This window comes from Glutamicibacter sp. BS14 (assembly GCF_056934375.1).
The window spans coordinates 509,731-532,793 of sequence record NZ_CM167801.1; the positions used below are offsets into that span (position 1 = coordinate 509,731).

A 23,063-nucleotide genomic window follows, 5' to 3' on the forward strand; every position below is an offset into this window, starting at 1 on the left:
GATTTGTGGTTAGGGACACATGGGAAACCTTTTTGGGGCATTTATCGTTGATATTGACGCACTTGAGCCGCTCAAGGATTTTTCGGCATTTGCACAGCTGAAAACAGTAAGATCGAATATGAAGTTCTGTGTTCACAGCTTGGACGGCGTGAATGCAGGCTCGCAATAACCAGCCATGGACCCTAAGGAAGGAGCACGAATAATGGGCTTTCTCGACAATGTCGAACGCGGCTTAGAGAAGGTCGTCACTAGCTTCTTTCGTGGCACCAGCACCGCAGATCTCAAGCCAGTCGAACTGACTACCGCGCTACGCAATGACATGGACCGCGGAATCATGCCAATCAGCGAGGGCCGCAGCCTTGCAGCCAATGACTTCGTTGTCTCGCTGAGCACCAAGGACTACAACACCGCGCAGGGTTGGGGGCGGGGCGTCGTCAACGAAATGGCAAAGGTCACCGCTGAGCATGCGGCAGCCCAGGACTACTCGGTCCACGGCGACATCACGATCCATTTTGTTTCCAAGGACGATTTCAAGCCCGGAGAAATGGAGATTGCCAGCTCGGTCAAGGAGTCCAGCTCGCGCCCAGCAGCCTCGGCTCCGGTAAAAGAGCGAGCAGCAGCGCCCGCAGCGCCATCCGCCACCCCGCCGACAACCGCACAGCCACGTCCATCGGTCCGTCCGATTGCAGAGATCCCCAAGAAGCCCATGCAGAAGCAGGCAATTCTTGAGGTCGCTGGACAGCGCTATGCCCTGCATCACCACTCCATCGTGCTGGGCCGTTCGGCCAGCACCGATATTCCCGTGGATGATTCCGGCGTTTCCCGCCAGCATGTGCGCGTCGAAACCCGTGGCAAAACCAGTTTCGTCGTCACCGATCTGGGTTCAACCAATGGAACCTACGTGGACGGCAAGAAGATTTCGGAAGAAACCCGTATATTTGACGGTTCGATCATTACTATCGGACAGACAAAAATCGTCTTTCGGCTGATTACCTCGAACAACGGAGGCCGCGCGTGAACGACCTGGTTCTAAGCTTGTTCCGATTGGGCTTTTTGGTCCTCATATGGCTGCTCGTATTAAGCGTTGTCGGATCGATGCGCCGCGACTTGGCCATCGGATCGCGGGCACGCACCGGCAAGCCCAGCGCTCGGGAACTGAAGAAGAATCCAGAGCTGGCGGAACCAGAAGTGCCTGCGCGCAAGGCCGCCACGTCATTGGAAGTTGTTGAGGGCCCACTGGCCGGCAGCAGCATTCCCCTCCGCGGCCAACCGATCATGTTCGGGCGAGCTCAGGATGCCACCGTCGTTCTCGATGATGACTACGCTTCGGGACGCCATGCCCGCCTGTTCCCGCAGGGATCGCGCTGGTTCATTGAAGATCTCGGCTCAACTAACGGCACCTTCGTGGGTGACAACCAGCTCTCACGCGCCCAGGCAGTGGAGCCCGGCCAGCGAATCCGCATCGGAAAGACTGTCCTGGAATTGAAGCCCTAGCCTATGGCCCTCAAACTAAAATTTGCTGCGAAATCCGACGTGGGGCGGGTTCGCAAGAAGAATGACGACTCCGCCTACGCCGGCGCGTACCTCGCGGTGCTTGCCGATGGCATGGGCGGACACGTCGGCGGTGACGTGGCGTCAGCCTCCACCGTGCTTGATTTGGTGCATCTGGACCACGATGGCACCGCAGATCCGCAAAATGCCCTGCCGGATGAGATCCAGGCCGCCAATTTGGTGCTGAATGAACTCGTCGGCGCCAACCCGAAGCTTTCGGGGATGGGTACCACCGTCACTTCCCTGCTGCTCTCGGGAAGTACCCTGCACATGGCGCACATCGGCGACTCCCGCGCCTACCGCTTGAAGCACGGGGTCTTCGAGCAGATCAGCAAGGACCATACCTTCGTGCAGCGGCTGGTCGACGAAGGCCGCATCAAGCCGGCCGAGGCCGAGGTCCACCCGCATAAGAACGTGCTCTTGCGCGTGCTGGGCGACTCGGATGCCTCCCCGGAACTCGATGTCGACCAATTCGAGGCAGAACCCGGCGAACGCTGGATGCTGTGCTCTGACGGACTCACCGACGCGGTGCCGGTTCCGGTAATCGAGCAGATCATCCGCACTACCGCCGATATGGATGAAGCGGTCAACGACCTGGTTGCCATCACCTTGAAGAATGGTGCGCCGGATAACGTCACCGTGGTGATGTTCGAGGTTGTCGAAAACGCTGTCGTCGAAGGCGAAGCGCCCGCCGAACCAGAACCCGCACCGGATACCGGCCAGCTCACCATTGCCGCCGAAGGCGATGTCGAAGCCAGCGCTTCGCTGCTCCGCCATGAGATTTCCCAGCGTCCCCACCTGCTGGTGGGCGCCGCCCAGCTTGCGACGCAAACCGGCCAGATCCCGGTGGTGACCCAGCACACCGGCGAACGCCGTGCAGCTGCCTTGCTGACCCACCGTTCCCCGGCGGCCGGCGAGGTGCTGGATCCACTGGATGCTCCGGTGCAGCAGCGCCGTTGGATGATGCCGATCCTGCTGACCTTGACGGCTTTCTTCGTCATTGCCCTGGGCGTCTGGGGCTACATGTGGACCCAGACCCAGTACTTTGTTGGCACTGTCGATGGAAAGGTCGCAATCTACAAGGGCGTTCCCCAGGAGCTCGGACCGATTTCGCTCTCCGAGGTCGACACAGTCAGCAAGGTGCCGCTCGAAGCCCTGCCGGAGTATTCACGCCACCGCGTTGAATCGACCATCTCGGCAGAGAACCAGCAGCATGCCCAGATGATCATCCAGGAACTCCTGGTCACCGCGAAGCAGAACTGCCCGGTCACCGTTCCCGGATCCTCGGATTCCGCCAACCAGCTCGAACTGCCCGCCTACTGCCAGGAGATAATGCAATGACCGAAGTGCAAACCGCACCGGTGCCTCGGCGCAATCTCGAGCTGCTGCTGGTGCTGCTGGCCCTCTGCGTGGGCGGTGCCGCGTTCTATCTGGTGGGCAGCTCCACCGAGGATGTCGACAACACCGACTTCTACGTGCAGATGGGCATCCTGGCGGCACTATCCCTGACGGTTCATGTGCTGCTGCGCATCTTCGCCAAATATGCCGATCCAGTAATACTTCCGATTACGATTGCGTTGAACTCCCTTGGCTTAGCCATGATTCACCGCATTGACCTGGCTAAAGGAACGTCCCAGTCGGCGCGCCAGCTGCTCTGGACTGCCATTGCCATCGTCATTGCTTCGGTCGTTCTCTGGGCAATCAAGGACCACCGCCTGCTGCGTCGGTTTACCTATATCGCCCTGCTGCTATCGGTCGTATTGCTCCTGCTTCCGTTGATTCCCAAACTGGGTGTCACGATCAACGGTGCCCGCATTTGGATCCGCATGGGCATGTTCTCGCTGCAGCCAGGCGAACTCGCGAAGATCACCTTGTCGATCTTCTTCGCCGGTTATCTCTCGTCGAACCGCGACTTGATCCTGATGGCTGGCCGCAAGTTCGGACCGCTGCAGCTGCCCCGCCTGCGGGATATGGCTCCGATGGTTATCGCTTGGCTGCTCTCCATCGGCGTGCTCGTGGTGCAGCGAGACCTCGGTTCCGCGATCCTCTTCTTCGGCCTGTTCATCGTGATGATCTACGTGGCAACCGCGCGTATTTCCTGGGTGCTCATCGGTGCCTTGATGGTTGTCGCCGGAGGCATCGTCGCGGGCCTGACCATGGGCCACGTGACCCGCCGCCTGGACGTCTGGCTCAACGCCTTTGACCCTGCGATCTACCAGGCCAAGGGTGGCAGCATGCAGATCGTAGAAGGCTTATTCGGCATGGCTGACGGCGGCTTGTTCGGCACCGGCCTGGGCGCGGGTTCCCCCTACCGTGTTCCGCTGGCCAACTCCGACATGATCATTGCCTCCTTCGGCGAAGAAATTGGCCTGATCGGCGTGGCCGCGATCATCCTGCTCTACATGCTGCTGGTCTCCCGTGGCTTGCGGGCCGCCTTGGGCTCGGCCGATACCTTCGGCAAGCTACTGGCTGCAGGCCTGTCCTTCACCCTGGGCCTGCAATGCATCGTGATCATCGGAGGCGTCACCCGGCTGATCCCGCTGACCGGCCTGGCAACGCCATTTATGGCCGCCGGCGGCTCATCGCTGCTGGCGAACTGGATCATCATCGCGTTGCTGCTCCTGATCTCCCACAACTCGCGCCGCCCGAAGACTGGCGGCGTAGGACCAACCGATGAATTTGCAAGTGCCAGCACGGCCCTTACCTCCAGCACCAAGGCGGTGACGAAAAAGTGAATCATGCAATCAAGCGCGTTTGGGTTGCGCTAACCGTCCTGTTCGTCATCTGCCTGGGTGGACTGAGCTACATCCAGTTCTTCGACGCCAAGCCGCTCTCGGAGAATGCGCTGAACAAGCGCGAACTCTACCGCGAGTTCGACCTGCCCCGCGGCGCGATCCTGGTCGACGGCAAGCCGATTGCCGAATCCGTTCCGACCGATGATGGCCAGTTCGAATTCCAGCGTGTTTACCACGACGCGAAAACCTACGCCCACCTGACTGGCTACTATTCGCTCGCGAATGGCACCACCCAACTCGAATCGCAGCTGAACGACTGGCTGACCGGCACGAGCTCGGATCTGCTCTTCGACCGCTTGTCGGCCATGTTCACCGGTACCCGTTCCGAAGGCGCCTCGGTTGAGCTGACCATTGACGGGCAGTTGCAGAAGACTGCCTTCGAAGCGATTCCTGACGACTTGAAGGCCACGATCATCGTGACCAATCCGAAGACCGGTGACATCCTGGCGATGGCTTCCAAGCCAAGCTACAACACCAACCTGCTGGCGGTGCACTCGACCTCCCAGGCGGCCCAGAACCTGAAGGACATCAGCAACACCGACGGCTTGAGCCCCTACCGGAACCCGGCCATCAGCAACCCGGTGACCCCAGGTTCCTCGTTCAAGATCCTCAGCACCGTTGCGGCCCTGGAATCGGGCAAGTTCGATATGGAAACCCCCATCGACAATCCGGTGTCGGTGAATTATCCGCATTCGACCGCTAAGATGAACAACTTCAATGAGGGCATCTGCGCGCGGGATACCCGGGCAAGGCTCGAGTTCATCTTTGCCCAGAGCTGCAACACCCCGTTCATGGAAATCAGCCAGACCGTCGGCAAGGATGCCTTCACCGAGGTTGCCGAGCGCTTCGGCTACGGGCAGCAGCTGAGCATCCCGCAGAATGTTGTTCCAAGCGAGTTCCCTTCTGCTGAGGCCAATGAAGCGCAGATGGCGCAGATGGCAATCGGCGAATGGGAAAACAAGGCTACTCCGCTGCAGATGAACATGGCCGCCATGGCCATCGCCAATGACGGCGTGATCATGAAGCCGAATTTGATCGGCAAGGTCATCGCGCCGGATCTTCGAGTTATCGAGGACCCGAAGCCGGAGAAGTTCTCCACGGCCACCACCCCGGAAGTTGCCGAACAGCTCACCGAGCTGATGGAAGGCCCGGTTGTGAGCGGTACGGCCATGAATGCCCGCGTTCCCGGCGTGGATTTCCGAGCCAAGACCGGCACCTCGCAGCGACCGTCAGAGAACGGAGTCCGCATGGTGAACTCCTGGATGACCGGTTTCGCACCGGCCGATGATCCGCAGGTTGCCATCACGGTCAATATTCAAGACGTAGATTACAACACCGGCCACAACACGGCAGGTGCACTTATGAAGACGATGTTAGAGGCGGTGTTCAACAAGTGAGGCCAGTAACCGGCACCACCTTGGGCGGTCGTTACAAGCTGACCGACCGCATTGCGATCGGTGGCATGGGCGAAGTTTGGAAGGCACGAGACCAGGTCCTAGGACGTCTGGTAGCGATCAAGATCCTCAAAGAGGAATACACCGATAATGAGAGCTTCCTGACGCGTTTCCGCGTGGAAGCACGCCACACCGCGCTGCTGAACCACCCTGGCATCGCTGGCGTCTTCGACTACGGCGAGGAACAGGGCTCCGCCTATCTGGTGATGGAACTGGTTCCCGGCCCGCCGCTGTCCACCATTATCGAGCGCGAGCGCAAGCTCGACGTGGACCGTACGCTCTCGCTGATCGCGCAGACCGCCCGCGCGCTGGCAGCAGCCCACGAGCACGGCCTGGTGCACCGCGATGTGAAGCCGGGTAACATCCTGGTGATGCCTTCGGGCGTCGTGAAGATCACCGACTTCGGCATTGCCCGCCTTGCTGACCAGGTTCCGCTGACCGCCACCGGGCAGGTAATGGGAACCGCCCAGTACTTGGCCCCGGAACAGGCCACCGGGCAGATCGCCACCGGCAGCTCTGACATCTACGCCTTGGGCGTGATCGGCTACGAGTGCCTGGCAGGACGCCGCCCGTTCACCGGCGAATCGCAGATCGCCATCGCCCTGGCACAGGTCAACGATGCTCCCCCGGCGCTGCCGGACACCATCCCGGCACCGGTACGCCAGCTGATCATGTCGATGCTGGCCAAGAACCCGTCGGATCGCCCGAAGGACGCAACGGCGCTGGCGAAGGCCGCCGATGCGCTGCGCTCCGGTGATACCAATACCGCGACCTTGGCCGTTCCCGGCATGCTGGCCACCGGTATCGCCACCGACGCAACCCAAGTGGTCAACATGGGTAACGACGCCACCCAGGTGGTGCCGCGTGCTGATTCCGCGCCGACAATGACCAATGCGATGCCAACCGTGGTGGAACCTGCCGGCGCTACCAGCGGTTTCTCCGGGTCCAGTGCCGCAGCCGGCGGATTCGATGACGAGGACGTGGATACCCAGGATCCGGCTGGCGAGGCCGGGGCCAAACGCAGCCCTTGGCTGGTCCCGCTGATCGTGATCATCGCGCTGGCCGCCGTGATTGCCTTGCTGGCGTGGCTGATCCCTGCCATGAGCAGCGACAAGGACAATCAGCCGACGGCTTCGGTCACGCAGAGCACCGATGTTTCCCAATCCCCTTCTCCGACCGAGGAATCCACCGATCCTTCGGAAGAAACCACCGAAGCATCGGAGACCTCCGAGTCCTCTTCCCCGACCCCGAGTGAAACCGTGACCTACGTAGAGGTTCCGGCCTCGCTGGTGGGCCAGGATATCGACACCGTGACGGCAGAGCTTGAGGGCAAGGGCCTCGTCGTTGACGCGACCCCGCAGGAAACCAATGAGTACGACCCACGCGAAGTCATTTCGCTGAACCCGACCGGCAGCGTCGAAAAGGGCGAAACCATTTCGATTACCTACGCCATGGCTCCCGAAACCGTTGGCGTTCCTTCGGTAACCGGCATGGGCTACGAAGCTGCGCAGAAGCGCATCCAGGACGCTGGGCTGGCCGTGGCCAAGGGCGAGGAACGCCATGACTCTTCGGTCGCTGGCACGGTGCTTGCGCAGGACGTTCCAGCCGGCAGCGAAGTAGAGCCGGGCACCACGGTGACCCTGGATATTTCCATGGGCCCAGAAGAACCCGAAGCATCCGAGTCCGCTACCCCGTCGGCATCTGAATCCCCAGAAGCTGCAGAGCCGGACCAAAGCGAAGCGCCATGAGTGAAGTCGAAGCCTTGCCCCCCGGCTTGCCACGGTTGATCAACGATCGCTACGAGATCGAATCGCTGGTAGGCCGCGGCGGCATGGCGGATGTCTATCTTGCCACCGACCATGTGCTTTCGCGCAAGGTCGCGGTCAAGGTGCTGCGCCCGGATACCGCAAGCAACCCCATGGTGGTCAATCGATTCCGCCGTGAAGCCAAGGCCGTCGCGGGCCTGAGCCATCCGAATATCGTTGCCGTCTACGACACCGGCGAGCTGCCTGCTACCGATCATAGCCGTGAGCGCTTGCCCTTCATGGTCATGGAATACGTGACCGGCCGGACTCTGAAGCAGGTGATCGCTTCGGGCGATGTCGACGCTTCCTTCGCTGTGCACGTCACCCGCGGCGTATGCAATGCCCTGGATCATTCGCACAATAACAATGTCGTCCACCGCGACATCAAGCCGGCCAACGTGATGGTGACCGATGCCGGCCACGTGAAGCTGATGGACTTCGGCATAGCCCGTGCCTTGGACACATCGGCGACAATGACGCAGACCGCCGCTGTGGTGGGAACCGCCCAGTACTTCTCTCCTGAGCAGGCACGCGGCGAACAGGTCGATTTCCGTTCGGATATCTACTCTGTTGGCTGCCTGTTCTACGAGCTGATGACCCAGCGCCCCCCGTTCACCGGTGATTCGCCGGTTTCGGTCGCGTACCAGCACGTTGGCGAGATTCCGTCAGCGCCCAGCGAGGTCAAGCACGACGTTGACCCGATCTTCGACCCGATCGTTTCCAAGGTTCTGTCCAAGGAACGCGATGACCGTTTCCAGAGCGCAGGCGCTTTCGCGGCTGCGTTGGAAGATGCACTGAACGGCATTGAATTCCATGATGACGAACCGGCACCATCAACCTACACCTTGCCGATATACGGCATGCACGGCGAGACTGAAACCGGGTTCATCGCGCAGTCAGCGCCAGGCACCAGCCAGCACCCGGTCTTCGTCGAAGATGAGGCTCCCGAGGCCCCTGCACGGCACAAGTCCAACCGCGGCCTGATCATCCTGCTGACCATCATTGCCCTGATCGCTGTGGGTATCGCCAGTTTCCTGGTGATCCGCTCGATCCAGGCCGAGGCTGAAAAGCGTGCCCCAGTTGCTGTGCCCAAGGTCCTGGAGATGTCCGAAGACGACGCACGTGAATTGCTGCGCGATTCCACCTTCCAGGTGCGTGTAGAGCGGGAATTCAGTGATGAAGTAGAGCAGGGCAAGGCGACCCGAACCGACCCGGCAGAAGGGTCCATGGTTTCCAAGGAATCCACGGTTGCGCTGTTCATTTCCGATGGTTCGGAACAGCGCACGATTCCCAAGGATCTGGCGAACCAGTCCGAGACGGCTGCCCGCGATGCCCTGCGTGAAGCTGGCCTCGAAGTGGGTGAAGTCAGCCGGGAGAACTCTGCAACCATTCCAACCGACTGGGTTATTGGCACCAGCCCGGAGCTGGGCTCCAAGGTGAAGGCCGGCAGCGAAGTCGACCTGATCCTTTCTACCGGCATGGTGACCGTTCCGGTCGTTACCGAGATGAGCCGTGAGGAAGCTGAAGAGAAGCTCTCTGCGGACGACATCGGGTTGGAAGTTCGGTTCGATGAGGTGGCAACCGACGACTACCCTGAGGGAACCTTGTTCAAGCAGTCCCCCGAGGCCTCCGAGGACGTGGCTCAGGGAAGCCTGGTGAAGATTTCTGTGGCCAAGGCTCCGCCGGCACCAGAACCAAGTGAAGAACCATCGCCCAGCGAGACCGAATCTCCAGATTCAGAAGAATCCGATGATCCGTCCGACAGTGCTTCGCCTACCAGTGACGCTCCGGCTCCTTCCAATGGGAACGGCCCGCCAGATCGGACTAACCCGCCACGGGAAAACGGGCGCGACCGATAGGCTGCTAGGCTACTCTCCGCTGAAGAGCGGGCTCAGGGTCGTGGCCTTCTTGGCTGCCCCCTGAAGTCCTACGAATTCCAGCCAATTGCCCAGCATCTGGTATCCCTGCTCGGTCAGCACCGACTCTGGGTGGTACTGCAGGCCCCATAGTGGTGCTTCCCGGTGCGCCAGCCCCATGATGACTCCCCCGGCGGTAGCAGCGATGATTTCAAGCTCAGCAGGGATGCTCTCGCGTACGGCTGCCAGGGAGTGGTAGCGCGTTGCGGTGAAGGGGTTGGCTACCTGGTTGAAGACCGGGTGGTTTTCGTGGCTCACCAGCGAGGTCTTGCCGTGCATTAGTTCTTCGGCGTGCGTGACCGTGCCGCCATAGGCTTCAGCGAGCGCCTGATGCCCAAGGCAGACACCGAGCATTGGCTTGCGCTGCTGCCCGCACCACTTGATCAGATCGATGCTGACACCCGCTCCTGCAGGCTCGCCCGGGCCCGGGGAGATCAGCACACCGTCGTATTCCGCAGCCAACTTAGTTGCTTCCCCAACGCTCAAATCGTCGTTGCGGTATACGGTGGTTTCCGCGCCCAGCTCCTGCAGGTAACCCACGAGGGTGTACACAAAGCTGTCGTAGTTATCGATCACGAGGATCCTGGTGCTGCTCACGGGGTGCTCTGGCCAATCGTTGAATCGGTGAATGGGCTGATGTACTGGTTCAGCCATGGGAAAACGTACATCATCAGTAATAGCACGATCGCGGCAATGAGAATCAATGCTTCAAAAATACGAAGCCACAAAGGGCCGGGCAGATTTCTAAATATCCAGGCGTACATCTCTTCTCCTAGCTCGTTGCGTCGATGACCATGTCACGGATTTCCTTCGGCGGACCTGCATCCAGTGGACGCCAATCGGTGAGTTCCGAATACGCGATCATGCGTTGCTGGGTCGAGTACTTCGGATGGCAGGTGGTCATGGTCAAGATGGACTTCGTTGGTTCCACTCCCCACTGGTGCGGGGTAGGCAACAGGACATCGCCATTGGATGGAGCCACAATCTCGGTGGCGTACCAGGTGTAGGTGTAATACCCCTGTGCAGTCTGCAGATAGATCTTGTCGCCGTCTTGCAGCTTGTCAATATCCCAGAAGACCTGGCCATGGGTCTGGCGGTGGGCCGCTACGGCGAAGTTGCCCAGCTCCCCCGGTTGCTGCGTGGTCGGGTAATAGCCAATGCCGAGGTTATCGATCACGTGGTCTTCCACTCCGTAGGTCACCGGGTGGTGCGATCCGCTAGCGCCAAAGCGCGGGAAATACATGATCCCGAAAGTTTCTCCGGGAGCCAATTCCGTGACCGGAGCCGGACCGTAGTCCTTCTCCTCTTCCTCCTCGTTGCCTTCCGGCACCACGACCTCGCCAAGTTCTTGCACGAGGTTTGCGGTGACTTCCTTCTGGGCCTGGGCCGAGTCGATATTCGTCCACCACAGTTCCCACACCACGTAGAGCATCAGCAAGATGCCAAGGGTGATCAGCAGTTCGCCAAAGAATCCGGCAATACGGTTTCCTGCCGACGGTCGTCGGTGCTGCATGCGACGTCCCTGCGCAGTGGCTGATCGGTTCACGGCGGTCTGGCTCCTTAAGGGAAAGAAATGCGCGAAATAGGTCAACTAAGATGGGTCGATACTGGCCAAAACCCAGAGTTCCAGCGGGTAACGGCTAGTATGGAAGCTACGTAGGAATGCACTAAGCAGTTCTCAGCATTCTTGCACCCAAGCCTACCGGGAAGACCTGAAGGTCACCCACATTTACTACATTAAGCAGATGAAGCCGAGGGAGCATTCGAGTGCCGGAGTCAAAGCCACGACGCAAGAAGAATTCACAGCCGCAGGAGACGCGCCAGAGCGCCCATGCCATCGATAAGCCGATGCCGGGCTGGTACAAGCCAGTCATGTTCGGACTGATGCTTCTGGGCTTGCTGTGGATCATCGTTTATTACGTTTCGCAGACCCTGTACCCGATTCCGAATATCGGCGGTTGGAACATCGTTGTCGGCTTCGGTATTGCGATGGTCGGCTTTTTCATGACAACGGGCTGGAAATAGCCGTATCGCCGGCCCCCTGCTGAGGGGGCCGGCGAAGTTGTTTAATGGCGGCTTTTGATATTAGTGGCTGACGGCTTTCAAGCCGATGATGCAACCAACCAATCCGAGAATGAAGACCATCTTCAGTACGCTGAAGGCTTCCTGTCCGGTGGCCATCGAGTAAATGACGGCAAGCGAGGCTCCGATGCCTACCCAGATGGCATATGCAGTGCCGACGGGAATTTCCTTCATGGCGTAGGCCAGTCCACCCATGGACACAACCAGCGCCGCGAAGAAGACGATGGTCGGAACGAGTTTGGAGAACCCCTCGCTCATGCCAAGAGCGATGGCCCATACCGCTTCGAATAGTCCGGAAACGATCAAAATTACCCAATGCATGCCAGATACTTTCTGGCCGTCTTGTCGCGCTCCGGGTACGGCTCCCTCGTCCGGGTCCAAGCAATGATTGCTGGTGACCACCTCAGGCTAGCAAATGCAGGCCTTGCTGTCTCGCGGCTGTGACCAAAATGCCACCTATCCTCGCGAGGATCTGCGAGTCCACAGCCCAGCGCTGAAAATACAGTGGCACATCGATAAACCATTGCTCGTTGAGTACCTGCAGCCCGCTGGCTTTCTGCAGCTGCGTTTCTGGAATCATCCCCCACCCCATCCCCGCTTCTATGGCCGCAACGAACTGCATGGAATCTGGAACATGGTGGACTTGGCCTTCCGGTCGCGCTTTAGCCCCGGCAACCCGCTGGAGCATCTCATGCTGCAAGGGATCCTCACGATCGAAGACCACCATCGGAGTGCGAATGAGCTCTTCCACGGCCCCAGTAGGTACATGGCGTTGGACCACCGAAGCTTGCGCGGCTGCGCGATAGCGCAGTGCACCCAGTTTGTCACTGATGCAACCCTGGATATTCTCCTCCGCATTGGTGACCACGGCGCTGACGCGACCGGTTCGAAGTAGCTCCAGTCCCCTGTTTTCATCGGTACGCACTATTTCACAGGAGAGGTCTTCGAACTTCGCGAGCTCGTAGAATACCGGACCGAACCAAGTGGAGAGCGAATCCGCGTTGACTCCAATGGCGATCGGGATCGGATTTTCGGAGGCTATCTCTTTGGAGAACTCTGCACTGAGCAGCGTCATCTGTCGCGCATAGCGCAGAACTTTCAGTCCATGCTCGGTAGGCCTAACCGGGCGACTGCGGACGAGCAGGACTGCGCCCAGGCGGTTCTCCAAGGCCTTGATGCGCTGGCTGACGGCCGAAGCGGTCACTCCCAGATCAATCGAGGCATCATCGAAGCTTCCCGCATCAACTACCGCAAGCAGGGTTTCGAGGTGTTCCACATCCATGTTCACATTAGGAACTCTAATCTAGAATCAGAAACTTAAGTTCGACGCAGATCAGCTAATCTCTTACAGTTTCTACATGCTCTCTGGATCCTTGTTCTTCGGCTTTACCACTGGCCTGTCCCTCATCGTCGCCATCGGTGCGCAAAATGCGTTTGTGCTGCGCCAGGGAATCAGGAAAGAGCATGTTTTCATCACCGCTTTGGTGTGCTCATTATCAGATGCGATCCTGATTGCCGCCGGAGCCAGCGGCATGGGAGCGCTTGTCGACCGAGCGCCCTGGATATTGGTGATTGCGCGAATAGGCGGTTTCATCTTCCTGGCAAGCTACGCGATTTTCGCTTTCCGCCGAGCACTGAAGCCCGAGGCGCTGAAAGTCTCAGGGCTCCCCGGTGCAACAACAGCCGTCTCGATCATCGGAACGACGTTGGCCCTCACCTGGCTGAATCCACATGTCTATATCGACACGGTACTGCTTCTTGGTTCAATTGCTACTTCCCAAGCCGCAGGCGCACCCTATTTCGCCACTGGTGCGATCATTGCCAGCTTCACTTGGTTCTTCGCACTTGCCTACGCCGCACGTTTCCTTGCCCCGCTCTTTGCCAACCCCAAGGCGTGGCAGGTACTTGATGTACTTATCGGAATCGTCATGCTCATCTTTGCCAGCATGCTGATCCTGCCAGTTCTCACCAAGTAATCCACAGGCAAACACGCTTATCCACAGTGACTGTGAACAACTTTTATAAACAGTTGTTCACAAAGTTATCCACAGCTGGGGAGAACTTGGGTAGAGTTCACGATTTTTCGGATAAAGTACAGGTCAACGTGGATATTGGAAACTGAAATGACATGCTTGTAAGTTATTAACACTGTGGATTCCGGCTGTGGATAAGGCGTGATTCCGCTTATTGAACCGTGATTCTCATGATTCGTTTAAACTTTCGAACCCGAAGTTATTAACAGTCGGTGGATTCGTATATGCACTATCTACAGGGGTTGTTAAAAAGTTATCCACAACTGGGGACGAGGTTGTGAGTATTGGGTACTCCAAGGCGAATATCCCTGATATCACGGGGTCTTGGGGCTGTTAATAACCACTAGGCCTCGAGAGTTACACGCTTGTAAGTTATTAACAGTGTGGATAAGCAGTGTGGATAACTGCATTGCTTCTTTTCGAACTATCCCAAGGGCCACTTCACTGCTTCCGTGGAGAGGTAAAGGGCTGCCAGCAACGCAATCGACAAGGCCGTGAGTAAAAGTATCTGGTTACGCGCACGCTGTGGATTACTTCGCGGGATCAGCACAATGCAGCAGGCTGCGAGGATACCCAATATCGCTCCGCCCAGATGCCCCTGCCACGAAATACTGGGAATAACGAAGCCGAGAACGACATTCAGCGCCAGGATGATTCCCATGGAGCGAAGTGCCTGCTTGTTGGAACGGAACACTACGAAAGTTGCGAGGAACAAGCCTGCCAGTGCGCCCGAAGCGCCGAGCGTGGCGCTGATCGGGTTGCTCAGCAGGAGAACGCCTAGTGAACCGCCAAAAGCGCTGAGCAGGTATAGCCAGGTGAAGCGCAGCCGTCCCATCCTTGGTTCGAGCATGGTGCCGAAGATGTAGACGCCGTACATGTTCATGGCAAGGTGCAAGAAGGAGCTCGTGGAGTGGGCAAAGGCGCTGGTGATCAGGCGCCATGGCTCATAGGCGGCCAGAGCCGGCGCAAGTACAAGCTGATTGGTGAATCCAGGGATGATCCACTGCAGCAGATACACCAGCACGTTCAGGCCGATGAAAGTGTAGGTGATAACAGGAGCACCGGATCGAGCCCGGCCACCGAATTGGGTCTTCTGCCGCGGCAGGTTCTTATTGGCTTGCGCGACGCAGTCTACGCATTGCACACCTACAGGCGCAGAGACCTGGCACTGCGGGCAGACCGGACGTCCGCACCGGTGGCATGAAACATAGGACACCGTCTGCGAGTGTCGATAGCACGTCGGAGTTGCTTGGCCCTCTGGGAAAACCTGTCCAAAGGACATCAGTTCCTGCCTTGAGTTGGGGGAGAAGGATTAAGTACTCGAGGCCCCGACAATGCCGCTAGGGAATCGTCAGAGCCTCGGGTTGGTGCGCCTGTGTTGTTACAGGGTCTCGATGTCGACCGAGTTGATAACGACGTCTTCCAGTGGCTTGTCACGGCCATCGGTAGCAACGGCGTTCAGCGCGTCAACGATCTTGCGCGAGTCAGCGTCAAGGACTTCACCGAAGATGGTGTGCTTGCCCTGCAGCCAGGTGGTAGGAACGGTGGTGATGAAGAACTGCGAACCGTTGGTTCCACGGCCCATGCGGATGCCCGCGTTGGCCATGGCCAGCTTGTAAGGCTCGTTGAAGTTCAGTTCTGGGTGGATCTCATCATCGAACTGGTAGCCTGGGCCGCCGAAGCCCTGGCCCAGTGGGTCGCCACCCTGAATCATGAAATCAGAAATGATGCGGTGGAAGATGGTTCCGCTGTACAGCGGGGTGTTGGTCTTCTTGTCACCGGATTCTGGGTGTACCCACTCCTGCTCACCGGTCGAGAGGCCAACGAAGTTCTTTACGGTCTTTGGTGCGTGGTTGCCGAAGAGATCGACAACGATATCGCCCAAAGTAGTGTGAATCGTGGCTTTATGAGTTGCGTTTGCGGTCATGCCTTCATTCTTCCATGATCTATGCTCGACCCGCTAAATACTGACGTACGCGTTGAGAGAAAATTTGGACCATTCTTAGGTTGCTTGTCCGATACTGCTGGCCACTGGGCATAGAACTGCCTAGTCTTGAACTGTCGGTTAGCGTGAATTTTTTCGGATCGGGAGCAATGCATGAGCAAGAAGAGCAAAGCAGGAAAAGTACTAGCCGTTGGCTTGATTGCGGGACTTGTCGCAGTGCTGGTAGCTGTGTGGAAGGCCTCGAAACCAATTGAGGATCCATGGGAAAACGAACCACTTCCTGCACAACCGCACGAGCCTGTTGAATCGCGTGAAGCCAGCGTGGAAGAAATCCGCGAAATCCTCGAAGATGACAAATAAAGCCGTCTAGGCTGCTTTTGGTTGGGCTTGCCCTCGAATCACGAGGGCAAGCCCAACAAGTATCACGGCCAACCCGGCATAGGTAGCGATAGGAACTACCTGCCCCAAGAACATTGCCGCCAGGATTGCCGCGCCAGGAATCTCGAGCAGAATCAGCGTCGAGACCGTGAGCGGACCGAGCACGCTGAGCAAATGATTCATGGCGGTATGGCCAAAGATCTGCGCGCAAAGCGTCAGCAGAATGATCGCCATCCATCCTCGGGCGTCGAAACCCCAAATCGGCGTTCCAGTCAGGAAACACAGGATTAGCAGCACTGCGGCGGTAATGGCATAGCAGCTCGAGGCATACGTTGTAGTTCCCAAGGTCCTGCGAGCCACGGATCCGGCCAGCGTGTACACAGCGGCCAAGACGCCACCGGCTAGTGCCAAGAGGTCGCCAATGATGGCATCACGTCCCAGCCCCATGTCGAATCCCGTGATGATGATTGCACCAAGCAGCGCAATGCCCATGCCAAGGAAAACCTGCGTTCGATATTTGGTTCCGCGAAGAACCTGGTAAATCGCGATCCAGACACCTTGAATGCACACCAGTGCCGTTCCAGCAGCCACGCTGGTTAGTCGCATCGAATACATGAAGCACACGAAATGCAGTGCGAGAGCTACACCTGCTACCCCGGTGAAGAACCATTCTCGCCCGGTCATCTGCAGATAAGCTTTGGAGTTCTTTCGCAGTGCCGGTGCGCTGAGCGCGGCCGCCGCAGCTCCATTGCGCCAAAAGGCCATGGAGAGAACCGGGACACCAGGGAAGGCGGCAATAATGGGGCCGGATGCCGAAATCCCGAGAATTCCGACCAAGGCAAGCAAGATGGTCACCAACCAAGATTACAGTTTCCCAGCGCATGGGCTTCATTCGAACTCGGAACGTGCCGGATCCGGCGAATACTTGGACAGATCAAGATATTCTTATGATGGAATACTTTTATCCGTGCCCGCACTCTCGAGCTATTTAGCGTCTTTTCTCCGCCAATAAGCTGCGATCAATGCGCCGGACAAGTTATGCCAAACAGAGAATACGGCACCTGGCAGAGCGGCTTCAGGCGAGAAGTATTGCTTCGCTAGCCCACCGGCGAGGCCTGAATTCTGCATGCCGACTTCGATGGCGATTGTGCGCCGGGAAGCTTCGGGAACGCGCAACAGGACACCCATGGCATACCCCAAAGCCAGGCCCAGGGCATTATGCAAAATGACCGCAACCAGGACCAGCAGGCCAGCAGTCAAAATCGTCTGTGCACTGCCCGCGACGATGACCGTCACCACGAAGGTGATGGCTAGCACCGACAGCCATGGCAGCACACCACCGATCTTCGCCACGAACCGGTTGAACAGCATGCGCAGGACGATGCCTAGGACCACAGGGATCAGTACGATCTTGATGACGCTGACGGCCATGGATCCAGCATCGACCGGCATGTACTGGCCAGCCAGCCACAAGGCCAGCGCCGGGGTCAGCAGCGGTGCGAGCAAGGTCGACACGGACGTCATGGCAACGGACAAGGCGACATTGCCTCGAGCCAGGTAGGAAACCACATTCGATGCCGTGCCACCTGGTGCGCAGCCAACCAGGATCAGGCCGGCGGCCAAGGCAGGTTCAAGCTGCAGCAGCGTGGCGACCAGCCAGCCCATGGATGGCATCACGATGAACTGCGCTGCGACACCGCCGAGCACCGGCAACGGGTTCTTGAACACCAGGGCGAAGTCTGGCAAGGTCAGCGTCAGCCCCATGCAGAACATGATCACCATCAGCAGGGGATTTATCCATCCGGAAAACCCCACGAACGCTTGGGGAACGAGCATTCCGCACAGTCCGCCCAGCAAAATCAGCACAGGGAATAGCAACACCGCGATGCGGGAGTCTTTTTCGTTCTTATTGGCATTTACCGCCACGGCGGAAGGGCTGGACTGTTCATAGGGCACCTAGGTATTTTGCCACTAAAGAGTTGCGGCCACAACGAGACAGCTGAAGTTAATCCACTACCCTTGTCATATTCACTTGCGTGTAATTGACGAAAAGCATGCTGAAGATGTGAAGGTAGCAATCGTCGCTGAATCGTTCCTTCCCCATTTCAATGGGGTCACCAACTCAATCCTCAAGACGCTGGATCACCTCAGGCAGACTGGCCAGGAGGCCGTGGTCATTACCCCTGCAGGCTCGCTGGCAGGGGAGCTGTCGGGCCATGGCGTGCCAAAGCTCTATCAGGGCTTCAAGATCCTCACAGTTCCGTCGATGCCTTTGGCAAGCTATCCCGAGGTTCGGGTCGCTACCACCAGTGTGGCGCGCCTGCGCAAGATGCTGGCTCGAGAGCGCGTCGACGTAGTTCATCTGGCTAGCCCGTTCATCCTTGGATGGCAGGCTCTGCGCGCTGCACAGGAACTCGAATTGCCCACCGTGGCGCTGTATCAGACCGAGGTTCCCAGCTACGCGGCACGCTACAAAATGCCGTGGCTGACGCAGAGGCTCTGGGAGCACGTCAGAGCGATCCACACGGGTGCGGACCTCACTCTGGTTCCAAGCACGTTTTCCTACCACCAGCTCGAATCTCTGGGCGTTCCGCGGCTTGCCATTTCAGGCAGGGGAGTAGATACAGCGCAGTTCACGCCAAGACGGCGAAGCGAGCAGTTCAGGCAGGCGGTTGCCCCGAATGACGAGGTAGTCATTGGCTACGTCGGCCGGCTGGCAGCAGAGAAGCAGGTCGCGGACCTGCAGGCCCTGGCGAGTCTTGAGAATACTCGGCTGGTGATCGTCGGTTCCGGCCCACTCGAGGACGAACTGCGCAGCCTTTTGCCCAACGCCCACTTCACCGGTTTCCTTTCCGGGGAACGCTTGGCCGAGGTCATGGCTTCGCTGGACATCTTTGTGCATCCTGGCGCCTCAGAGACCTTTTGCCAGACCATTCAGGAAGCCATGGCCTGTGGTGTGCCTGTCGTGGCCGTAGGCCGTGGGGGACCGCTGGATCTGGTGGATTCCTCGCGCACGGGCTGGCTCTATCAGCCAGGAAACCTTAGTGAGCTGCGCAGTCGGGTCAGCGACTTGGCCTATGACGATGCGAAACGGCTGGCTTTTGCCAGCGCTGCGCTTAGCAGTGTCCAGGATCGGTCCTGGCACAGCATTGGCGAGCAGCTTATTGGACACTATGAGCATGTCCGGATGGCCCGGATCCGGCACTAGCGAAATAGAATTTTCTTCTGGATACGCAAAAGGCGGAAAGTTTTCACTTTCCGCCTTTTGGCAAATGTGGAGCCTAGGAGAATCGAACTCCTGACATTCTGCTTGCAAAGCAGACGCTCTACCAACTGAGCTAAGGCCCCGTATTCAATTTTGAAGTTTCCACTCCAAGATCAATTCATCCGAATCAATCAAAAAGAATTAGCGGAAAGTTTTCACTTTCCGCCACTTTCTTTTGTGGAGCCTAGGAGAATCGAACTCCTGACATTCTGCTTGCAAAGCAGACGCTCTACCAACTGAGCTAAGGCCCCAAAAGCTTTAGGAAACTTTATCGGCTACCTGATGCCAGGTTTCCTTCGTTTCCGACGAAGCCTTCGCTTTCTTGACCAAGACTACTGCAGCAGCCGCGATCGATGCGAGAACCAGGAACTTTTTCATTACTCCCTCTTTCTCTCCAGCAAGGTTTCCGTGGGCGTACCAAGACTTGAACTTGGGACCTCTTCGTTATCAGCGAAGCGCTCTAACCGCCTGAGCTATACGCCCTTGCTTTTGTTTTTGTTCCCTTCGGAACGAAATAAAACTTTACCGGTGTTCTCCCAAAGATACAAATCGAGCCCGGGTGTCATGCATCACAGCATGAATCCCGGGCTCGACTTGGGGTGTTCCTAGTCGTCGGTGAGGGTCACTCCGGCTCCGCCGACCAGTGAAGCAGCAATGTTGTACAGCACCGCGCCAAGCATGGAGACCACGGAAATTACCACTACGTTCACCACTGCGATGATCGTCGCGTAGGAAGCCACCTGGCCTAGCGACATGGTGTCGCGCAGGTCGAAGTTGCCGTCGGCGCCAATGGCCTCGCGCATCAGCTGGTTGAACGCATCAAAGGTTCCGGTCAGATCCAAGACAGCCCAGATGCCCACGGCGGCAACCACGGTGATCACACCGAAAGCTACCGAGAGCAGGAAGGCCAGCTTCAGAACCGAGAAAGGCTCCACCTTGGAAACCAGCAGGCGGGCCTTGCGGACCTTTGCCTTGGGCGCTGGACGAACCAGGCGATCCTGGCCATTGGCCGGACGCTGCTGGCTGGTTGGGCGCTGCGGCGCTCCTGTCGGGCGCTGGCCCGCTGGACGCGCTTGGCCTGTTGCTGGTCGTGCGCCGGCGCTAGCCGGACGGGCGCCAGTACCGGTCGGAGCTGGACGCTTTACCTGGGTAGGTCGCGGCGCTGCGCTCTTCGGGGCACCGCCGCTGGGGCGTGGCGTCGAGGGCGTGCTCATGCGTTACCTCCGTTAGTGTTGTCATCATTTTCCGCGCCGGATTCGTTTTCTGGCACAGCCGATGACTCATCGATCGTGTTTTCTGCGTCCAACGTTACGGCATCTTCCTCCAAGTTCTCTTCGAGCTCAGTCTCAGAGTTCTTGGCAACCGCAAGGATCCGGTCCTTCTTGTCCGGCTTGGCGAAGATGACGCCCATCGTATCGCGGCCCTTGGAAGGAACCTGCGAAACGGCCGAGCGGACCACCTTGCCCGAGCCCATCACCACCAAGACCTCATCGGTCTCGTCGACGATCAGCGCGCCAACCAGCTCACCGCGTTCCTCGTTGAGCTTGGCCACCTTAATGCCCAAACCACCGCGGGATTGCACACGGTATTCCTCGACGGTGGTGCGCTTGGCGTAGCCCTCGTTGGTCACGGTGAAGACGTAGGAGCCTTCGCGGACCACGTCGGCTGCCAGCAGTTCATCGTCTTCGCGGAACTTCATACCGGTCACGCCCGAGGTTGCACGGCCCATGGGGCGCAGCGCGGTATCGGTGGCGGTGAAGCGGACCGACTGGCCCTTGCGTGAGACGAGCATCACGTCATCGGATTCGCTGACCAGCTGCGCGGAGACCAGTTCATCGTCCTCGCGCAGGTTGATCGCGATCACGCCGGCGGTGCGGTTGGTGTCGTAATCCTCCAGGCGGGTCTTCTTGACCAAGCCGTTGCGGGTAGCCAGCATCAGGTAGGCCGCATCCTGGTAGGTGCGCAGGTCCAGCACCTGGGCAATGTGCTCGTCCGGCTGGAAGGCCATCACGTTGGCTACGTGCTGGCCCTTGGCATCGCGGCCGGCCTCGGCCAGCTCGTAGCACTTGGTGCGGTAAACCCGGCCGTGGTTGGTGAAGAACAGCAGCCAGTTGTGGGTCGAGGTGACGAAGAAGTGCTCCACCACGTCGTCCCCGCGCAGGTTCGCGCCCTTGATGCCCTTGCCGCCACGTGCCTGCGAACGGTAGTTGTCGATGCGGGTGCGCTTGACGTAGCCGCCGCGGGTGATGGTGACGACCATTTCCTCTTCGGGAATCAGGTCTTCGACGCTCATGTCGCCGTCGTAGCCCATCAGCACCTTGGTACGGCGGTCGTCGCCGTGCTTGTCGACAATCTCGCTGAGTTCTTCGGAGACAATCTGGCGCTGGCGTGCCGGATCGGCGATGATCGCCTCGAATTCAGCGATCATGCGCTCGAGCTCGGCGTGGCGGTCCTGGATCTTCTGGCGCTCGAGGGCGGCCAGGCGGCGCAGCTGCATATCGAGGATGGCGCGGGCCTGGTTCTCGTCGATGTCCAGCAGCTCCATCAGCCCGTCGCGCGCCGCCTCGGTGGTAGCCGAGCGGCGAATCAGGGCGATGACCTCGTCCAGGGCATCCAGGGCCTTGAGCAGGCCGCGCAGGATGTGGGCTTCTTCCTCGGCCTTCTTCAGGCGGTATTCGGTACGGCGGACGATCACTTCGATCTGGTGGGTGACCCAGTGGCGGATGAATCCATCCAGCGGCAGGGTGCGCGGCACCCCGTCGACGATCGCGAGCATGTTGGCCGAGAAGTTGGACTGCAGCTCGGTGTGCTTGTACAGGTTGTTCAGCACTACCTTGGCCACGGCATCGCGCTTGAGCACGATGACCAGGCGCTGGCCGGTGCGGCCCGAGGTCTCGTCGCGCATGTCGGCGATGCCGGCGATCTTGCCGTCGCGGACCAGTTCGGCGATCTTCACCGCGAGGTTATCCGGGTTGGCCATGTACGGCAGTTCGGTGACCACCAGGCAGGTGCGTCCCTGGATTTCCTCCACGTTGACCACTGCGCGCATGGTGATCGAGCCGCGGCCGGTGCGGTAGGCATCGGCGATGCCCTTGGTGCCCAGGATCATGGCGCCGGATGGGAAGTCCGGGCCCTTCACGCGCAGCATCAGCTCGGCGAGCAGCTCCTCGCGCGAAACTTCCGGGTTCTTCAAGTACCACTGCACGCCCTCGGCGACTTCGCGCAGGTTGTGCGGCGGGATGTTGGTGGCCATGCCCACGGCGATGCCGGAGGAGCCGTTGACCAAAAGGTTGGGGAAACGCGCCGGAAGAACCGTTGGTTCCTGGTTCTTGCCGTCGTAGTTGTCCTGGAAATCAACGGTGTTCTCGTTGATGTCGCGGACCATTTCCATGGCCAGCGGGGCCATCTTGGTTTCGGTGTAACGCTGGGCGGCGGCGCCGTCGTTGCCCGGGGAGCCGAAGTTGCCCTGGCCCAGGGCCAGCGGGTAGCGCATGACCCAGTCCTGGATCAGGCGGACCAGCGCATCGTAGATCGCGGTGTCGCCGTGCGGGTGGTACTGGCCCATGACTTCGCCGACCACGCGGGCACACTTGTTGTACGAGCGCTCAGGGCGGTAGCCGCCGTCGTACATTGCGTACAGCACGCGGCGGTGCACCGGCTTCAGGCCATCGCGCACATCCGGCAGCGCGCGGCCGACAATAACGGCCATGGCGTAGTCGAGGTACGAACGCTGCATTTCGGTCTGCAGGTCGATCTGGTCGATGCGACCGCCTTCTGGGACCGGCTCGATGATCTCGCCGTCCATTGGTGCGTTCTCAGGGGTTTGCTCGTCGCTCAAT

At 59.0% G+C, this 23,063-nt stretch carries 23 protein-coding genes, 3 tRNA genes and 1 riboswitch; of the genes, 11 read left to right on the top strand and 15 right to left on the bottom strand.

Going from position 1 to position 23,063, the window contains the following annotated elements:
• Window positions 1-202: 202 nt before the first annotated feature.
• From AC1Z36_RS02460 to pknB, 7 genes are read left to right on the top strand one after another with little or no spacing between them, the layout of a single operon-like run.
• Window positions 203-1,018 carry an FHA domain-containing protein gene (locus AC1Z36_RS02460; RefSeq protein ID WP_181148929.1) on the top strand — a complete coding sequence of 272 codons (816 nt, stop codon included), beginning with the start codon at window positions 203-205 and terminating at the stop codon, window positions 1,016-1,018.
• Entirely contained in the window at window positions 1,015-1,494 is a 480-nt protein-coding gene (locus tag AC1Z36_RS02465; protein WP_105658670.1) for an FHA domain-containing protein FhaB/FipA, read from the top strand. Before AC1Z36_RS02460 ends, AC1Z36_RS02465 begins: the two co-directional genes overlap by 4 nt.
• 3 nt (window positions 1,495-1,497) lie before the next feature.
• The gene (locus tag AC1Z36_RS02470) at window positions 1,498-2,892 is read left to right on the top strand and encodes a PP2C family protein-serine/threonine phosphatase (RefSeq protein ID WP_105658671.1); all 1,395 of its coding nucleotides are present in this window, start codon (window positions 1,498-1,500) and stop codon (window positions 2,890-2,892) included.
• Window positions 2,889-4,286 (top strand): FtsW/RodA/SpoVE family cell cycle protein, encoded by a 1,398-nt coding sequence (locus AC1Z36_RS02475; protein ID WP_105658672.1) that lies wholly within the window; start codon window positions 2,889-2,891, stop codon window positions 4,284-4,286. The genes AC1Z36_RS02470 and AC1Z36_RS02475 overlap by 4 nt, the downstream gene beginning before the upstream one ends.
• Window positions 4,283-5,743, top strand: a complete 1,461-nt coding sequence (locus AC1Z36_RS02480) for a peptidoglycan D,D-transpeptidase FtsI family protein (RefSeq protein WP_105662196.1) — start codon at window positions 4,283-4,285, stop codon at window positions 5,741-5,743. The genes AC1Z36_RS02475 and AC1Z36_RS02480 overlap by 4 nt, the downstream gene beginning before the upstream one ends.
• Window positions 5,740-7,548: a protein kinase domain-containing protein gene (locus tag AC1Z36_RS02485; RefSeq protein WP_105662197.1), complete on the top strand. Its 1,809-nt coding sequence runs from the start codon at window positions 5,740-5,742 to the stop codon at window positions 7,546-7,548. Before AC1Z36_RS02480 ends, AC1Z36_RS02485 begins: the two co-directional genes overlap by 4 nt.
• Window positions 7,545-9,464, top strand: a complete 1,920-nt coding sequence (gene pknB, locus AC1Z36_RS02490; protein WP_483561623.1) for a Stk1 family PASTA domain-containing Ser/Thr kinase — start codon at window positions 7,545-7,547, stop codon at window positions 9,462-9,464. The genes AC1Z36_RS02485 and pknB overlap by 4 nt, the downstream gene beginning before the upstream one ends.
• Before the next feature lie 9 nt (window positions 9,465-9,473).
• Here the strand turns inward: pknB and AC1Z36_RS02495 are convergent, their stop codons facing one another.
• Genes AC1Z36_RS02495 through AC1Z36_RS02505 form a run of 3 tightly spaced genes read right to left on the bottom strand, consistent with a single transcriptional unit; the run spans window position 9,474 to window position 11,067 of the window.
• Window positions 9,474-10,118 carry an anthranilate synthase component II gene (locus AC1Z36_RS02495; protein ID WP_105658676.1) on the bottom strand — a complete coding sequence of 215 codons (645 nt, stop codon included), beginning with the start codon at window positions 10,116-10,118 and terminating at the stop codon, window positions 9,474-9,476.
• Window positions 10,115-10,285, bottom strand: coding sequence for a hypothetical protein (locus AC1Z36_RS02500; protein ID WP_013347422.1), 171 nt, complete (start codon window positions 10,283-10,285; stop codon window positions 10,115-10,117). The genes AC1Z36_RS02495 and AC1Z36_RS02500 overlap by 4 nt, the downstream gene beginning before the upstream one ends.
• 8 nt (window positions 10,286-10,293) lie before the next feature.
• Window positions 10,294-11,067 carry a class E sortase gene (locus AC1Z36_RS02505; protein ID WP_105658677.1) on the bottom strand — a complete coding sequence of 258 codons (774 nt, stop codon included), beginning with the start codon at window positions 11,065-11,067 and terminating at the stop codon, window positions 10,294-10,296.
• A 221-nt stretch (window positions 11,068-11,288) separates the two neighbouring features.
• On the opposite strand from AC1Z36_RS02505, the gene AC1Z36_RS02510 reads away from it, so the two are divergent.
• Window positions 11,289-11,546, top strand: a complete 258-nt coding sequence (locus AC1Z36_RS02510; protein ID WP_105658678.1) for a cell division protein CrgA — start codon at window positions 11,289-11,291, stop codon at window positions 11,544-11,546.
• Window positions 11,547-11,606: 60 nt separating this feature from the next.
• Here the strand turns inward: AC1Z36_RS02510 and AC1Z36_RS02515 are convergent, their stop codons facing one another.
• Together AC1Z36_RS02515 and AC1Z36_RS02520 are read right to left on the bottom strand one after the other, a co-directional pair.
• Window positions 11,607-11,924 carry a DMT family transporter gene (locus AC1Z36_RS02515; protein ID WP_105658679.1) on the bottom strand — a complete coding sequence of 106 codons (318 nt, stop codon included), beginning with the start codon at window positions 11,922-11,924 and terminating at the stop codon, window positions 11,607-11,609.
• Between the two features lie 11 nt (window positions 11,925-11,935).
• A riboswitch (guanidine-III (ykkC-III) riboswitch) is annotated at window positions 11,936-12,001 on the bottom strand.
• A 5-nt stretch (window positions 12,002-12,006) separates the two neighbouring features.
• Window positions 12,007-12,885: an ArgP/LysG family DNA-binding transcriptional regulator gene (locus AC1Z36_RS02520; protein ID WP_105658680.1), complete on the bottom strand. Its 879-nt coding sequence runs from the start codon at window positions 12,883-12,885 to the stop codon at window positions 12,007-12,009.
• Between the two features lie 76 nt (window positions 12,886-12,961).
• Here AC1Z36_RS02520 and AC1Z36_RS02525 point away from each other — a divergent pair, with 76 nt between their 5' ends.
• Complete coding sequence (locus AC1Z36_RS02525) at window positions 12,962-13,579, top strand: LysE/ArgO family amino acid transporter (protein WP_105658681.1); 618 nt, start codon at window positions 12,962-12,964, stop codon at window positions 13,577-13,579.
• A gap of 481 nt (window positions 13,580-14,060) precedes the next feature.
• Here the strand turns inward: AC1Z36_RS02525 and AC1Z36_RS02530 are convergent, their stop codons facing one another.
• Together AC1Z36_RS02530 and AC1Z36_RS02535 are read right to left on the bottom strand one after the other, a co-directional pair.
• Complete coding sequence (locus AC1Z36_RS02530; protein ID WP_166650743.1) at window positions 14,061-14,780, bottom strand: rhomboid family intramembrane serine protease; 720 nt, start codon at window positions 14,778-14,780, stop codon at window positions 14,061-14,063.
• Window positions 14,781-15,017: 237 nt separating this feature from the next.
• Window positions 15,018-15,563, bottom strand: coding sequence for a peptidylprolyl isomerase (locus AC1Z36_RS02535; protein WP_105658683.1), 546 nt, complete (start codon window positions 15,561-15,563; stop codon window positions 15,018-15,020).
• A gap of 171 nt (window positions 15,564-15,734) precedes the next feature.
• On the opposite strand from AC1Z36_RS02535, the gene AC1Z36_RS02540 reads away from it, so the two are divergent.
• Window positions 15,735-15,941: a hypothetical protein gene (locus AC1Z36_RS02540; RefSeq protein ID WP_105658684.1), complete on the top strand. Its 207-nt coding sequence runs from the start codon at window positions 15,735-15,737 to the stop codon at window positions 15,939-15,941.
• Between the two features lie 6 nt (window positions 15,942-15,947).
• Here the strand turns inward: AC1Z36_RS02540 and AC1Z36_RS02545 are convergent, their stop codons facing one another.
• Both AC1Z36_RS02545 and AC1Z36_RS02550 read right to left on the bottom strand, forming a co-directional pair.
• Complete coding sequence (locus AC1Z36_RS02545) at window positions 15,948-16,814, bottom strand: DMT family transporter (protein ID WP_105658702.1); 867 nt, start codon at window positions 16,812-16,814, stop codon at window positions 15,948-15,950.
• A 129-nt stretch (window positions 16,815-16,943) separates the two neighbouring features.
• On the bottom strand, window positions 16,944-17,915 hold the full coding sequence (locus AC1Z36_RS02550; protein ID WP_332594769.1) for a bile acid:sodium symporter family protein: 972 nt from the start codon (window positions 17,913-17,915) through the stop codon (window positions 16,944-16,946).
• A 76-nt stretch (window positions 17,916-17,991) separates the two neighbouring features.
• Here AC1Z36_RS02550 and AC1Z36_RS02555 point away from each other — a divergent pair, with 76 nt between their 5' ends.
• Window positions 17,992-19,167, top strand: coding sequence for a glycosyltransferase family 4 protein (locus AC1Z36_RS02555; RefSeq protein WP_483561624.1), 1,176 nt, complete (start codon window positions 17,992-17,994; stop codon window positions 19,165-19,167).
• A gap of 67 nt (window positions 19,168-19,234) precedes the next feature.
• Here the strand turns inward: AC1Z36_RS02555 and AC1Z36_RS02560 are convergent.
• The 6 genes from AC1Z36_RS02560 to gyrA all read right to left on the bottom strand — a co-directional run bounded on the left by AC1Z36_RS02560 (window position 19,235) and on the right by gyrA (window position 23,062).
• A tRNA-Ala gene (locus tag AC1Z36_RS02560) sits at window positions 19,235-19,307 on the bottom strand.
• Between the two features lie 95 nt (window positions 19,308-19,402).
• Window positions 19,403-19,475, bottom strand: a tRNA-Ala gene (locus AC1Z36_RS02565).
• Between the two features lie 7 nt (window positions 19,476-19,482).
• Entirely contained in the window at window positions 19,483-19,602 is a 120-nt protein-coding gene (locus tag AC1Z36_RS02570) for a DLW-39 family protein (RefSeq protein ID WP_219844366.1), read from the bottom strand.
• A 31-nt stretch (window positions 19,603-19,633) separates the two neighbouring features.
• Window positions 19,634-19,707 (bottom strand) — tRNA-Ile (locus AC1Z36_RS02575).
• A gap of 122 nt (window positions 19,708-19,829) precedes the next feature.
• Window positions 19,830-20,438 carry a DUF3566 domain-containing protein gene (locus tag AC1Z36_RS02580; RefSeq protein ID WP_133833758.1) on the bottom strand — a complete coding sequence of 203 codons (609 nt, stop codon included), beginning with the start codon at window positions 20,436-20,438 and terminating at the stop codon, window positions 19,830-19,832.
• Window positions 20,435-23,062, bottom strand: a complete 2,628-nt coding sequence (gyrA, locus tag AC1Z36_RS02585) for a DNA gyrase subunit A (protein ID WP_483561625.1) — start codon at window positions 23,060-23,062, stop codon at window positions 20,435-20,437. The genes AC1Z36_RS02580 and gyrA overlap by 4 nt, the downstream gene beginning before the upstream one ends.
• Between the last annotated feature and the right edge of the window lies 1 nt (window position 23,063).

Excerpts from the sequence above, each read along its gene's own strand:
- AC1Z36_RS02460 (WP_181148929.1), top strand. The coding sequence starts at position 203 with ATGGGCTTTCTCGACAATGTCGAACGCGGCTTAGAGAAGGTCGTCACT.
- AC1Z36_RS02470 (WP_105658671.1), top strand. The coding sequence starts at position 1,498 with ATGGCCCTCAAACTAAAATTTGCTGCGAAATCCGACGTGGGGCGGGTT.
- AC1Z36_RS02475 (WP_105658672.1), top strand. The coding sequence starts at position 2,889 with ATGACCGAAGTGCAAACCGCACCGGTGCCTCGGCGCAATCTCGAGCTG.
- pknB (WP_483561623.1), top strand. The coding sequence starts at position 7,545 with ATGAGTGAAGTCGAAGCCTTGCCCCCCGGCTTGCCACGGTTGATCAAC.
- AC1Z36_RS02500 (WP_013347422.1), bottom strand. The coding sequence starts at position 10,285 with ATGTACGCCTGGATATTTAGAAATCTGCCCGGCCCTTTGTGGCTTCGT.
- AC1Z36_RS02515 (WP_105658679.1), bottom strand. The coding sequence starts at position 11,924 with ATGCATTGGGTAATTTTGATCGTTTCCGGACTATTCGAAGCGGTATGG.
- AC1Z36_RS02520 (WP_105658680.1), bottom strand. The coding sequence starts at position 12,885 with ATGGATGTGGAACACCTCGAAACCCTGCTTGCGGTAGTTGATGCGGGA.
- AC1Z36_RS02525 (WP_105658681.1), top strand. The coding sequence starts at position 12,962 with ATGCTCTCTGGATCCTTGTTCTTCGGCTTTACCACTGGCCTGTCCCTC.
- AC1Z36_RS02535 (WP_105658683.1), bottom strand. The coding sequence starts at position 15,563 with ATGACCGCAAACGCAACTCATAAAGCCACGATTCACACTACTTTGGGC.
- AC1Z36_RS02540 (WP_105658684.1), top strand. The coding sequence starts at position 15,735 with ATGAGCAAGAAGAGCAAAGCAGGAAAAGTACTAGCCGTTGGCTTGATT.
- AC1Z36_RS02570 (WP_219844366.1), bottom strand. The coding sequence starts at position 19,602 with ATGAAAAAGTTCCTGGTTCTCGCATCGATCGCGGCTGCTGCAGTAGTC.
- AC1Z36_RS02580 (WP_133833758.1), bottom strand. The coding sequence starts at position 20,438 with ATGAGCACGCCCTCGACGCCACGCCCCAGCGGCGGTGCCCCGAAGAGC.